At 52.5% G+C, this 13,672-nt stretch carries 12 protein-coding genes; 2 read left to right on the top strand and 10 right to left on the bottom strand.

The features are described from left to right. Positions 1-45 precede the first annotated feature (45 nt). The 8 genes from BCM02_RS30515 to BCM02_RS30480 form a co-directional block, all read right to left on the bottom strand. The gene (locus BCM02_RS30515) at positions 46-1,557 is read right to left on the bottom strand and encodes an ABC transporter substrate-binding protein (protein ID WP_148932917.1); all 1,512 of its coding nucleotides are present in this window, start codon (positions 1,555-1,557) and stop codon (positions 46-48) included. A gap of 93 nt (positions 1,558-1,650) precedes the next feature. Beyond that, entirely contained in the window at positions 1,651-2,580 is a 930-nt protein-coding gene (locus BCM02_RS30510; protein WP_148932916.1) for a carbohydrate ABC transporter permease, read from the bottom strand. A gap of 15 nt (positions 2,581-2,595) precedes the next feature. Then, entirely contained in the window at positions 2,596-3,540 is a 945-nt protein-coding gene (locus tag BCM02_RS30505; RefSeq protein ID WP_148932915.1) for an ABC transporter permease, read from the bottom strand. Positions 3,541-3,808: 268 nt separating this feature from the next. Next, the gene (locus BCM02_RS30500) at positions 3,809-4,486 is read right to left on the bottom strand and encodes a GNAT family N-acetyltransferase (RefSeq protein ID WP_148932914.1); all 678 of its coding nucleotides are present in this window, start codon (positions 4,484-4,486) and stop codon (positions 3,809-3,811) included. Between the two features lie 77 nt (positions 4,487-4,563). Then, complete coding sequence (locus tag BCM02_RS30495; protein ID WP_148932913.1) at positions 4,564-5,118, bottom strand: redoxin domain-containing protein; 555 nt, start codon at positions 5,116-5,118, stop codon at positions 4,564-4,566. 76 nt (positions 5,119-5,194) lie between these two features. Continuing rightward, on the bottom strand, positions 5,195-5,863 hold the full coding sequence (locus BCM02_RS30490; RefSeq protein WP_281288263.1) for a Crp/Fnr family transcriptional regulator: 669 nt from the start codon (positions 5,861-5,863) through the stop codon (positions 5,195-5,197). Positions 5,864-5,944: 81 nt separating this feature from the next. Next, positions 5,945-7,684 carry an ABC-F family ATP-binding cassette domain-containing protein gene (locus BCM02_RS30485; RefSeq protein WP_148932911.1) on the bottom strand — a complete coding sequence of 580 codons (1,740 nt, stop codon included), beginning with the start codon at positions 7,682-7,684 and terminating at the stop codon, positions 5,945-5,947. A gap of 173 nt (positions 7,685-7,857) precedes the next feature. Further along, positions 7,858-8,826, bottom strand: coding sequence for a helix-turn-helix transcriptional regulator (locus BCM02_RS30480; RefSeq protein ID WP_246183624.1), 969 nt, complete (start codon positions 8,824-8,826; stop codon positions 7,858-7,860). 82 nt (positions 8,827-8,908) lie between these two features. Between BCM02_RS30480 and BCM02_RS30475 the strand changes: the two genes are divergently transcribed. Then, positions 8,909-9,388 carry a hypothetical protein gene (locus tag BCM02_RS30475; RefSeq protein ID WP_148932910.1) on the top strand — a complete coding sequence of 160 codons (480 nt, stop codon included), beginning with the start codon at positions 8,909-8,911 and terminating at the stop codon, positions 9,386-9,388. Between the two features lie 24 nt (positions 9,389-9,412). After that, entirely contained in the window at positions 9,413-9,889 is a 477-nt protein-coding gene (locus tag BCM02_RS30470) for a GyrI-like domain-containing protein (RefSeq protein ID WP_148932909.1), read from the top strand. 442 nt (positions 9,890-10,331) lie between these two features. On the opposite strand, the gene BCM02_RS30465 is transcribed toward BCM02_RS30470, so the two are convergent. Both BCM02_RS30465 and BCM02_RS30460 read right to left on the bottom strand, forming a co-directional pair. Next, positions 10,332-12,983: an FtsX-like permease family protein gene (locus tag BCM02_RS30465; RefSeq protein ID WP_148932908.1), complete on the bottom strand. Its 2,652-nt coding sequence runs from the start codon at positions 12,981-12,983 to the stop codon at positions 10,332-10,334. Next, positions 12,875-13,651, bottom strand: a complete 777-nt coding sequence (locus BCM02_RS30460; protein ID WP_148932907.1) for an ABC transporter ATP-binding protein — start codon at positions 13,649-13,651, stop codon at positions 12,875-12,877. The genes BCM02_RS30465 and BCM02_RS30460 overlap by 109 nt, the downstream gene beginning before the upstream one ends. Between the last annotated feature and the right edge of the window lie 21 nt (positions 13,652-13,672).

Here is a 13,672-nt window from a genome sequence, read left to right as displayed (position 1 = left end):
GGGGATCGCCGTTCGGGTCTCTGGATGGGGATGACAAAACAAAACTTATTGGAAATACGTATCGACTTGCTCTTGGGCGGCCTTCATAATCGCATCCAAGCCGGCGGCCTTCAATTCCTCCACGATCTTCGGCACCATCTTCTCCGGGTCGGAAGCGCCTGTCAGCAGTTCGTACCGATATTTGTCCCATACCGCTTTCGTATTGGCCACTTCGGTGCTCAGCTTGCCGATATCCAGCGCGAAGCCCAAGTTCGCGGAGGAGGTCGCTTGTTCGTTCAGCTTGCGGACTTGATCCCATTGATCGACGGGAGCGCCTTTCGTGACGGCCAGGTTAAAGAACGTCCCTTGCGTGTAAGCGGCCAGCGGCCACGTATCCGTTTTGCGCTCCACCACTTTCTCGCCGTCCACGTTGTCGTAGTCGACGCCCAGCTCGCCGAAGGCCAACATATTGCGCAGCTTCGGGTCGGTATTGACCAGCTGCAGATATTTCAACGCCTCGTTCTTATACTTGGAATTGGCCGAGATGGCGTTCAGGGAGCCTTGGATCGTGCTCGTCGTGTAGATCGGGCCGAAGATTTGGAACATGTCGTACTTCGCAACGCCCTCCGTAATCTGCCAGTTCACTTCCGCGCCCGGGAATGCCTGCGCCGCGAAGAATGGGCGTGCTTTGTCCGCTTCCGTCTTCGTCGGCGCGTCCGGATTGATGATGCCGTCTTGGTACCATTGGTGCAGCAGCTTGAGCCCGTCCATGATGTCCGGCTGCTCCAGCACGGAGACGACCTTGCGGGATGCGTCGTCGACTTTCACGCCGACCGGCGCAAGGCCCAGCGTCATATCGTCGTAGCCGTTGAAGAATCCGTTGAATCCGTCGCCTTGCGTGAGCGACAGCGGGTAGAAGCTTTTGCCTTCGCCGGCCTTCATATCGCGGAACGGTTTGTCGAGGTCATTCAACGTCTTAATGCTAGCCGTGTCGATGCCGTATTTCTGCACGTACTTGTCATCGAACACCCAATATTGGGTCAACGACGAATCTTTGTACGTCGGCACGGCGTAGATTTTCCCTCCGATCTTCGTTCCGTCCCAGACCTTCTGAGGAATTAGCTTCGAGAGCTCGGGCGATTCGCTTTGCACCAAGTCGGTCAGATCGGCGAACGCGCCCAAGGCCACTTGCTGGCTATACTTGCTGTTGTTCGTAAACATGATGTCGAACGGTTCGCCGGTGTTCACGATGGTATTGATCTTCGTATCCCAGTCGCCCCAGCTGGCTACCTTAATGTCGACTTTCACGCCGATTTTCTCGGCCGTGTATTCGTTCATCGCGGCGATCGCTTGGTCGAAATTAGCAGGCGTCTGACCGCCGATCGTCCACCATACCAGCGTAGGCACCTCGCCCGAATCGGCGGGTTTGTTCGCTTCCGTCTGCGTGTTGGCAGGCGTGTTGGCGTTCGCAGGCGTGTTGGACTCGGAATTCGAATTCGAGTTGCCGCAGCCCGCAAGCGCGGTTGTCAAGAGCGCCGCGGCGCTGATCGCAAGCCATTTTTTCTTCGTCTTTTTCATACCCATTTCCTCCCTTTGATCGCTTCCTTCATGCCCATCTCCGCCATCATGCGGCGGATATCATAAACCGGACGAATGCCGGTTTATTTCCCATCAACCTTTCACGGCGCCTACCGTCAGACCGGTAATAAAGTATTTCTGGAAGAACGGGTAAGCCACGGCCACGGGAACCACAATGACGATGGCCACCGCCATGCGCGCGGATTCCTTGGGCATGGTGGCGACAAGTTCCGCATAGCTGATGCCCATGCTGGACGCATTCTTCGCCAGGGCGTCCACGTTGGTCATCAAACTGTTCAAGAGCGCCTGCAGCGAGTACAGGTTCTGGTTGTCGATATACAGCATGGATTGGAACCAGTCGTTCCAATAGGTGAAGCAGAGGAACAATCCGATGGTCGCCAGGACCGGCAGCGAGATCGGCAGCACGATCGAGAAGAAGATGCGCAATTGGCTCGAGCCGTCGATCTCGGCGGATTCGATCAGCGCGTCCGGAATCGTGCTTCGGAAGAAGGTTTTGCAAATGATGACGTTGAAGGAGGAGACGGCCAGCGGCAGAATGAGCGCCCACACCGTATCTTTCAAGCCCAGCACATTCGAATTGATGTAGTAGCTGGACACCAAGCCTCCGTTGAACACCATCGGGATGAACACGATCCAGGTCAGCAGGCCTTTCAGCTTGTAATTCGGCCGGGAAAGGACGTACCCCATCGACGTCGTCAGCATTACGCCGAGCACGGTGCCGACACCGGTCACGAGCACGGAGATGCCCAGCGCCTTCGTGATCATCGTCCCTTGCTGCGCAATATACTGATAAGCTTCGCCGGAGAAAGCCGCCGGGATGAGACGATACCCGCTGGTCCGAATCGCATCCTCGCTCGTCAGCGATATGGATAGCACCACGAGGACGGGTATCAGGCAGAGCAGCGCCAGTGCAATGAAAATCAGATGGAACACCACGTTCGTGCCGGGTCGGATTCGGTTGAATTTGTCCAGACCCGATTCAAATTTCGCGCTTGATGACATTTCCCGCTTCCTCCCTTACATCATGGCGCTCTCTCGGTCTACGCGACGAACGACCCAGTTGGCAATCAGAATAGTCACGCAGCCCATCACGGATTGTACGAATGCGGAAGCCGAAGCCATGCCGAGCGTCGCGGATTTGAGCTGCTTATACACCAGAACGTCAACCGTGGTCGCGACAGTGAACAACGAGTTGGAATCCCGCGGCACTTGGAAGAACAAGCCGAAGTCGGTGTAGAAGATGCGGCCTACCGCCAAGATGAACATCATCACGATGACGAGTTTCATGAGCGGCAGCGTGATGAAGCGCGCTTGCTGCCATTTGGAAGCGCCGTCGATGACGGCCGCCTCGTAGTACGTGCTGTCGATGCCGGAGATGGCCGCCAAGTAGACAACCATGCCATAGCCCAGCCCCTTCCATACGTTCATGAAGACCAGGAAGTACGGCCAATATTTCGGCTCCATGTACCAGTTCACCGGATCCGTGCCGAAGACGGACAAGAATTGATTGGCGATTCCTTTATCGAAGCTGAGGAACGCCCACACAATGGCGGACACGACGACCCAGGAGAGGAAGTACGGCAGGAACATCAACGTCTGATAGATTTTGCCGGCCTTGCCGCTGTGCAGTTGACCGATCATTAGCGCTAGCGTAACGGGCACCACAATGCTCAGCACGATGAAGATCAGATTGTAGCCCAGCGTATTGCGAATGACGACCCAGGCATCGTTGGACTTGAACAGGAATTCGAAGTTCTTGAAGCCAATCCAGTCGCTGTGGATGACGTTGCTCAGGAAACCGCCGCGGATCTTGAAATCTTTGAAGGCAATAATGAGGCCGAACATCGGCAAGAAACAAAACAAGATGTACCAGACGGTCGTCGGTAAGGCCAAAAGCGTCAGTTCGGTATCCTGTGCGCGCCAGCGCGTTCGCAAGCGTTTTCGCCCGCTCTTCCTATCCATCTTCGCCACCCCTTGCGTTTGTTCGCTATCGGCATGTACACGCTTTCAGGTTCGCCGTAAGCGTATTCATGAATCATGCCGATCCATCTCGCTGATGTAAGTTTATAGAAAATCGCCTGCTCCGTTCTAGACAACAAACATGAGACCGTAGTCAACAAACGTTAGATTTTGAGGGGGACGCAGGATAAAGCTAGCAGGAGGTCAGCGTGTTCTGTAGCAGCAAGAAAAGGCCACCCTTGGCGGAATGGCCTTTCCAGAGATCTAAATTTTAATAAATCGAAATATCCGTCCCATAATGGTGAAGACGAAGGCGCTTGGCGATAGACTGGGAAGCATAATTATCCCAAGCTGTACTATAGAAAGGAATTCTTCGAGTCTGCTGTATCGCTTGAGCCCAGGCGGATGTGACGCGCATCGCATAACCTTTGCCTCGATATTGCTGCAAGGTCCCGACTCCCGCCTCTGCCGCCTTATCGCTGCTTCTTGCACTGAAACAGACCGACAAGGCCATGTTGTTCTCCGTCACCATATAACAAGGCTCGCGAAACGTCAGTTCCGATAATAGATGAGGAAACCCAGGTTCCAAACAGAATCTATTGTCTTCCGTGACTAATGTAGCGTCCGTGCAATCCGTTATGACTTCTTGACAGGCAAAAGCCGGGCCGATCCATAAGCCTTTGATGCCTCCGGACCTCTCCAATGCCCGAATAACCTGAGCAAGCCGCTCGGTTGAATCCGTCTGACCGATGATTTGCTCGATGTCATGTACCAAGCCATCTGGCATGTCGCTGCGGAATCTTACGATGCTGCCGGCCTCGGTCTGGCCCCAAAACAATCGAGGAGCAGGCTGGTTCGCAGGCTCATTAATCGTGGTAATCCGTCCAGCATGATCGTGAATATAGAGCACTTCAGCTTGCATGCGCATGAGATCCAAATGATTGTGCAAAGCTCTGCCTCCTTACTGTGTATGCTTCACCCTTTCCCTGTACAATTTCATGATCATCAACAATCACTCCCTCCCGGTTATTCGCCTGCCGCGAAACGGTCGATCACCGCAATCTCCAGATGGTCGGTGACCAGTTGACTATAATGGGCAACCTGCACGATTCCATCCTCGTTGATTAAAAAGTCGGCGGGGATGCGATGGAAGTTAGCGCCTTCCTCGTGGATCAGCTCGTAACCGGCGGCCGCCGCCTCCGCGATAAAATCTTTCGTTCGGGAATCGGCCACGGTCGTCTTCATCTTCTCTTCGGATGTCTCGATCCCATACAAGTCATACAGAACAGCTGTTGGATCGGCAACCAGCGCAAATGGCGCGTTTTGAGTCCCGACATAGGTATTCATGTTCGCTAAAGGCGATTCGAACACGGCGAAGACGTCCATGCCTTGATCCTTCCACTGAGCGCTTCGGCCAATAAACTGGTGTACGCGCAGATTGCACAGCGCACAGGCCGCGTTCCGGAAAAAGGCGAGCAGCACTTTACGACCTCGGTAGCTCTCCAACGCGACGGAATTGCCATGGATGTCAGTCGTAGTGAAAGTTGGGGCAATGGAGCCCGGTTGAAGCAGGTGAACCATAGACGACGCCTCCTAAACTTCATGTAGATGAGTTTACAGCTCCATCTTACCTGGAGGTACGCTCCGATTCGGTGACCTAGTCACCTAACTGCGCTTCCAATTCATCACGCCGCATCATTCGAATCCAGCCGCGTCCCGTCTCGATCCACCCCTGCTGCCGGTAGCGCCGCAACGCGCGGCTTACGACTTCGCGAGAGGAACCGATCTCTACGGCCAATTCATGGTGGGTCACGTTAAGCAGCAGCTTTCGTTCCGAAGACATTCGCAGCAGAGCTTTCGTCAGCCGTGCATCCAACGACTCCGATCGCTGCCCATACTGCTCGCTGATGCGAAGCAACCCATCCAGCAAACCGCCGAATACGGCACTCCGAACTTCCGCGTACGTATGCAGCCAGCCAAGGAAACTGTCTTTGGCCACAAATAGCGCCTCGACTTCCGACTCCGCCGTTATGGTCCCAGGGTAGTCGCGGCTGCTGAGTCCGCTAAGCACGAAAAGGCCGCATACCTCGCCTGGGGTAAGTAGGCTGATGACAGCTTCATCGCCATCCTCGGCGATCCGGCTGATGCGCGCGGTGCCGCTTAGTAGAAACATACCGTAGGAAGCGGCTTCCTCCCGCTGAAATATACGAGAATTCGCTTCGTACTTCCGGACTGTCGGTTGTGCCTTGACCCACTCCTCGGAAGTAACCACGCTCAACCAGGGGAAAACAGCCAGTAGCTGAGCATTATGAGATGTCGATCGCATATAGAATCGGTTCACGCTCCTTTATCTCCAACACCAAACAAGCCGACCTTGAGGTCAGCCTGTTTATCTATGAAGCCAGCTTTAAAGCAGCTTAATCAGCTCTTCCAGCTCATCAACCAAACCTTTTGCAAGTTCAAAGTTAGTATCTTTTAAAGCCAATTCGATTTTCATTTCAACGGCTCTTTTCTTTTGTTCCGTTTCTAGATAGTCTCGATCGAAATGACTCGCATAAATCATCTGTTTAAATTTTTTCATCTTCATTTTTCTAATCGTCTTATCGTCAATGATTAACACATAATCCATGCCATTTACGACCGAATAGAAATCATGCGAAATCATGAGAATCGCGCCTTTATAGTCTGCGATGGCTTTCTCCAGCGCGATTTGGGTATAGGTGTCGAGATGGCTTGTCGGTTCATCAAGGAGCAATACGTTGGCTTGACTGGCAGAAATTTTAGCCAATTGAAGCATGTTTTTTTCTCCGCCAGACAGAGAGGCTATCTTCTGATTAACGATTTCTCCTTCAAAGCCATAGTTGGACAAATACGCTCTAACCTCATCATACGTTTTAAACCCGGCATCGATGAATTCTTCGAGTATCGTATTCGAATCCGTTAGCATTTCGCCTTGAATCTGAGATAAATAAGCCACTTTAGCGTCCGGATTGATTTCGATGGCATCCTGATTATTTTTATAGATATCGCGGAGTAACGTCGTTTTCCCGGTACCATTCGAACCAATAATGGCTACTTTATCCGTCGATTTGATCTCAAAGTTGACATGGTCTAATAGCAACTCATCAAAGGCAACGCGATAATTCGTGACCTTTACAACAGTGGCGTCTTCCATTTCATGATCCATGCCAAAACGAATAGCCGGTTGCTTAATATCCACGAATGGCGCTTTAATTCGACGCGCTTCCAATCGTTCTTGAAATCTAACTCTAGCTTTGAGCGCTCTCCCTCTGGAAGCGTCTGAATTATATGTGGCGATCACTCGAAGATTGTTGATGATCGTATCGTTTCGCTCCATCTCTTCTTGTTCCGCGACTGCAAGTTCTTGCAGCTCGATTTTCGTCTGAAGCAAGGAGAAGTTATACTCGATGTATCGCCCGTCAAACTCTTGGATCTCCCTGTTTTCCAGGTGTATGATTTTGTTGAAACAATGATTCAATAGATAGCGGTTGTGCGTCACGACGAGCAGCATGCCTTTGTGCGCATTAATCAGTTTTTTAAGCGCATTGAGGTTGTCGAAATCTAAGAACACATCCGGTTCGTCCATAATCATCAAGTCGGGACGATTCAGCATTTCCTTCATCACTTGAATCAGTTTGAATTCCCCGCCGCTCAGGTCGGCTACCTTCGTATCTCTTCGCTTCATGAGGTTGGCTAGATTAAGCTGCTTATGAATGTGACTTTCAAAATCATCCCCACCCATGGCCTCCAATGCGTCTAACGCGAGTTGATACTTCTCCAGCAACGGTTCGAGATCTGTTGACGTTTCCATTTCCGCGCAAATCGATTGGATATCATGTTGAATCTGTATAAATCGTTCGCCGATATATTCAAAAACCGTTGGTTCTTTCGTGTTGTCTAGTTCCGGAAACTGACTGACATAGCCAATGGTACAATCGGGATCTATCTCCAATTTGCCATCGAACAGATATCGTTCCGGATCCATCAGCATATCGATCAATGTGCTTTTCCCGCTGCCGCTTGTTCCGATGAAAGCGCAATGTTGGCCAGCTTCCAAAGTAAACGAAATGTTGGTATATAGTTCTTTTTGCGGGAATGAGAAGGACAAGTTTTCAACTTTTATCATTGTGTTCCCTTTCTTGATAACGAGTATAGGGATTATCTTTTGATGTTATTACAGAACATAGGTTATAAGTTTACCGTTGTTAGCGTAACACCGTTTACAAGCAACTTCAATCCGTTTGTATCCTTCCAGATGCTTCCCCCTTGGGGCCTGTTCTTGGTCGGATCGGATAACATTCAAGGGAATTTCAATTGTGCTGCACGCTCTTCCAAAATCATGCGCAGTTCATCCGGAATCCGTTCATACGCGACCCCTTGCCCCAAAAACAAAAGCCAATCCGCATAATACGCCAGCGTCTCGACATCGGACACATCCAATTGAACATTAAAGATCCCGCTCGACTGGAACATCCCGGTAAGGGACAACACGATTCCCGGCGGGTGCATACGCTTAAAGCGCCGAATCCCGGTCGCATCCAGCTTCACGACAAGATTGGACTCCCGTGCGCGAAGCCGTTTTTTACTTAAAATCTCTTGCTCCGACCATTTCATTTTCTGCTCGGAAATGGCCGAATCCCGCAGCGTCTCAACAGGCAAATAACGAAACTCGTCCGTATCCAAATCATACACCTCGGCCAGCCACTGCGCGTTCGAGTTGAAGATATGCAGCAAAAAAACGTCCATCAACTGCGGCCAGCCGGGACTCAGCTCATAAGTCAAGCGCAAGTGCTTATCCCGCACGGCAAGCGATATTAGTTGGTTCAGCTCCGGGGGCGCCGCATCGTCGAGCTCCAGAAGATTCGGATTGGCAGGATTCGTATTCTCAAATAGCACGATATGATTCAGCTCGATCAGCTCGTCTTGCTGGGTTTGCGACGCGATGCCAATCAGTTTTTCCGTGATAGACCGGCGATTTTGCAGATAAGGCAGCTGCGAATTTTTCGAGGCGATAAAGCTGATAAAAATCGCCTTCAGCTCTTCCGGCGTGAAGCGGACGGCGGGCAAATACTGATTTTGCAAGACAGAGTAGCCGCCGCCGCGCCCAAGCTCGGTCGTCAGCGGAAAACCCAGCGCCTGAATTTCCGTAATGTCGCGAATCGCCGTCGCGCGGGAAATCTTGAACTCCCGCTGAATCTCGGCAATCGTAAAATGCGCGCGGTTATTGATATAGCGCATGATGAGGTTAATTCGTTCGGTTTTCTTCATGGTCCATAAATAGTATCATTTCTTGATACATTTGACCAATAGAATCAATCTTGTAAAACAAAACCTCAAAGGAGCGATTAATATGTCTAAGTACGCCATCCAAACCATCTCGGAAAACTACAAAATGACGGCTTTCGGTGTTACACTGGAAGACTACAACGATTGGGCAGGCAATGCGGCAAAAACGGCAGCGAAAAAAGCCGAAATCACGGAAAACGGCAAGCTTGCCGAACTTCTCGCGCTCGCCGACGGGCAAGAGTTTCAAATCAACTATAATCTCGGCGGCAAGGCTTGGCGGGGCTTCGGCGTGATGGGCGAGTTCGATCTGGAAGGCGCGGTCGTCTTTGATTTCCTCGCTGGCGACTACCTCGTCGTGCCAGGCACAGGCGCTGACAAAGACGCTCTCGCTGACGCAATAACAGGCAACGTTTTCGGCGGTATGTTGCAACAAATCACAGACTACCAATACGTGGGCCCGGGTAACGCCACCTTCGTCAAACCAGCGGACAATGGCGAATATTACGGCGAAATGTGGCTTCGCGTCAAAAAAGTCGAAGGCTAATCTCTCGGATGAAGGAGCGCTCGCATGACCGATTACACGATTGAACGCAAAAAATCATTCACATTGACCGCTTATGGATTCTCCATCCATTCGAACTTCCAAGACATGTCGGCTTTGCAAAAGGAAAAGGCCGCGTTTTGGGGCAAACTCAAGGCCGATGGACGTTTTGACAAGCTCAAAAACGCCGCAAAAGACGATCGCGAATGGTCCGTCAACGAGGTTTATCAAGGCAAACCGTGGAATTATTTTGCGGTAGAAGCCGGGAAATCCGTGGTCGACGCAACGCGCATCATCGAGTTTCCAGAGAGCGAGTATATCGTGGTCGCGGGAACCGGGGAGAAAGAAGCTTTGTTTGATCAGCTGACTTACCTTGCTTTTGGCGAAGTTCTGTCCCACATCACGGATTATGCCTACATTGGCGGTCCAAACGCAACGTATCGCCAAGATAACGGCGACGGTACCTTCTATGGCGAATTTTGGGTGCCTGTGGTTCAGAAATAAGGATTCGGCGTTTTTGATGTTGCGTACCAAGGAGCAAGTTGGGGAAAAATTTTCGGGCCATCTTTTGGTGAGATGGCCTTTCTTTACGTTATTGAACTCTCTCTCACTCGATTCCATTTTCTTATTGCATACAAATGTACCATAACGGAGTGATTCATTTCGCCCTACTTATGATAAGGTCACCGCAACGGAGCTAACGGCGAATTTTACTCAAAAAGAAAAAGGACCCCAAGCCTGAAGGAGTCACTACAAAAATGCGTGGATGATGTCTAAACACTCCTCGATTATTTCTTTGGGGTCTTTTCCAACGATATCCATGCGTCGAACTCGCCAATCGAGATTTTTGACCTGGTCCCTTCCTTGACACCGTACCGTTCCAACCATCTCTCCAAAGGTGCAGGAGTCCACCACGCGCGCTTGCCGAGCAACCGCATCGAAGCCATTAATAGCGGCCGGTCTGTTGCCTTAAGCGACTCACGGTTAATCGTACGGGGATCAATCCAGCAGCTAGACCAAGTATGCCCGCAGCCAGAATCAATCCGCCGTAAAGGGTAGGATCAATAACCCACCGCCATATTCCGTCCTGGGCGATACTGAAGGCGCCTACGACACCGTTTGTAATCATGCATCCCGTCAGCAGACCGATAAGCACGACGATTAACGTCTCCCATACGGCCATTCTCTGTATTTGTTTAGAAGTCGCTCCGGCTAGCCGCAGATCATTAAACTCTCTTTTGCGCACTCCTGTAGCCATGGCGAACGTATTCACAACCGCTATCGCCGTGAAACCGGCCAAGATGAGGACAAGCAGATAAGATGGCGCTTGTTGGGACCTGATGTTATCCTTCCCTACTGAAGAGCTTCCCTCCGGTACGTTCACGTTAAGCTGCGGTAACTTAGGACGAAGCGACGTTAGTTGGCTAGCGAGCTGAGCGGTATCGGCCGTGGACTTCCCGCGAACATACAGCACGCCTAGCAATCCCAGCGGATCGTTCTCCAAAACCAGCTTTCCAGGGAGAATGACGTCTCCGAATCCGCGCGATAAGGCGTAAATGCCAGCGACCTTGAGCTTAACTTCCGTTCCGTCCGACAGCCACAATTCGATCTGATCGCCAACCTGCCACCCTTGCTTATCCGATAGTTCTTGGCTGATCGCTGCAGAACCTTCAGCCAGATCGCGCAGATGTCCTGACTGAACGCCTAGTTCCAATACAGGTTCGGAACCGGTGGAAAACAGCCCTTGAGCTTTGGTCTTTTTCAGCTGATCTCCAAACCGCATAAGAACGGTTGTCGGCATCGCAGCCGTAACATCGGCGACACCCGATACTTTGCTTGTATCGGACAGCGCATGAAACGGCAGCCCCGGCGCTCCTTGTGCGGTCAGTACAACATTATTCGATACCCGCTTTTTCCCTTCCGATCGTTCAAGATCGATCAACAAGCTGCTCGTTAAAAGCATTGTCCCATTAAGGGCGACTAACAGCGCCAACGGAATGGCCGCGCTCGCCATACGGCTCGCCCGAGCGGTCGTATTGGCGGCAGCCAGCTCGCTGGTTACTCCCCCGAACATCCGGAGGAATCGACCGACGAGTCGTCCGATGGTGCTTACAAGCAACGGCCCCCATAATGAAGCGGCAATTAATAATAAGAAACAAGCGATGAATCCCATCCCAATCCCGGTTCCGTCACTGCCTCCAAGCGGCGTAAACAGCAGTACCGCCACAGCGCCTCCGATACAAATCAATCCGGCCGCAATCTTGATCGGCGTAGACCCTCTCAGATCGGCTACGGATTCTCGCAGTGCCTGCGTCGGCGGGATTCGGCTGCCTCGGCGGGCCGCTGCTCTCGCGGCGATCTGCGTTACCGCCAAGCCTGCAACGACCGCAGTCAACAAGGGGAACGGCCCGATCTGAAGCTGGTATTGAATCGGAACGACTCCGATCTCTTGGAATTGCCGGCTGATCTCTTTCGCCAGCAATATCCCGAGCGGACAACCGATTAGGGAGGCCGCGACTGCGATCCAGAAGTTCTCCGCGCCGATCATTCTTCTTAGCTGCTTAGGAGTAGCACCGATCGTGCGCAGCAGTGCCAATTCCCGAAGCCGTTGCTGCACGGAGAAGGCTGTCGTTCCCGCAATAACGAAGATCGCGGCGAAGACGGACACTGCCCCCATAATAGCGAATACCGATATTGCTCCCGCATAGCTGACCAACACCGCCGGATGATCGGCCCTGCTTCGGCTACCGCTGCGATAGAGATCAACATCTCCTGCGACTCCCCGAACGGCTTCGGACAGCGACTTAATTGCCGCTCCCGACTCGGCCACGACGCCAATCGCGGTCGGGGATTCGCCTGCCAAGCGGATCGCATCCGAAGAAGCGAAGAAAATCGCTCCCTGCGTAGGCAGTGCCTCTTCCCCGGAAGGAACCGCAATACCGGAGAGCATATAATTGTTCACTCCGGCTTCCGTCGCGATGGACACTTGCTGCCCTACGCTCACGCCGGAGCGGTTAGCCAGATCTGCGTCCAATACGACTTCTCCTTTCTTCGGCTCCTTGCCTTCACGCAGCGAGTACGGCGTGAGCCGCGCAGACGCCCATTCGTGACCCATCGTCGCAGACCCGTTCGTTCCCCGTACCACACGCCCCATCTCATCCAAAGGCTGCGCATAAAATGATTTGTCCGCCACGATCTCCGCAACACCCGGTACTTGCTTCAGACGTTCCGCCAGATCAGCCGGCAGCGAAGGCAATCCGGCTATCGGTTTACGCTTGGTATCACCGTCGCTCTGCGTAATCTCGACTTGCCGGTTCGCGGTAACGATCAGATCGGCGGCCGCAAAACGGTTCGCCCCCGGATTGCCGCGGAGCGCCGACTCCATTAGCATTCCGCAAGAAGCAATTAACGCAATGGCGAGTACCGCTGCAATGAACGAACCGATAAAACTCCCTTTCCTCGAACGCAGGGTCGACCACGCTAAACCTATCATCGGGTGTTCAACTCCATCATTCTCTCGGATATTTGTTGCGCTGTCGGGGATTGCATCATTCCGATCAGTTCTCCATCGGCCAGGAAGAGGACCTGATCCGCCCAAGCGGCGGCAGACGCGTCATGCGTGACCATGATGACGGTTTGCCCCAGCTTATCTACGGCATCGCGAATTAATCGCAGAACTTCGATTCCCGTTCGGAGGTCGAGCGCTCCCGTCGGTTCGTCGGCGAACAGCACTTCCGGCTTTGCGGCTAGCGCCCGGGCAAGAGCGACCCGCTGCTGCTGCCCTCCGGACAATTCCCCGGGTCTCGCATTTTCCTTGCCTTTAAGCCCCACTCGTTCCAGCACCTCGCGCGCCCATTTTTTATCCGCCCTCCTACCTGCCAGACGCCCCGGAAGCAACACGTTCTGCCAGACATTCAACGATTCGATGAGATTAAACGATTGGAACACGAATCCGACCCGTTCCCGCCGGACTTTCGTCAGCTTGGGCTCTCGTAAACGGCTGATATCGATATCCCCGTACTTCACTTGACCCGAAGACGGTTGGTCCAGCCCGGCCGCGCAGTGCAGCAACGTCGATTTTCCTGATCCCGAAGGTCCCATAATGGCCGTGAACGTCCCAGATGCGAAACTCACGCTCACTCCTTGCAGCGCGTGGACGCCAACCTTGCCCGGATACGTCTTCGCGATGTTATCCAAGCAGACAGCCGGAGCTTTCGCTTCATTATTTGTTGAAAATTCTGATTTTTTAGCATTCAATCCCCACATTCGTCCATCATCCCCCTATCA

The sequence above is a fragment of the Paenibacillus methanolicus genome, from assembly GCF_008124765.1.
In the GTDB taxonomy this organism is placed as follows: Bacteria; Bacillota; Bacilli; order Paenibacillales; family Paenibacillaceae; genus Paenibacillus_Z; species Paenibacillus_Z methanolicus.
This window is presented reverse-complemented; position numbering and strand designations above follow the sequence as displayed.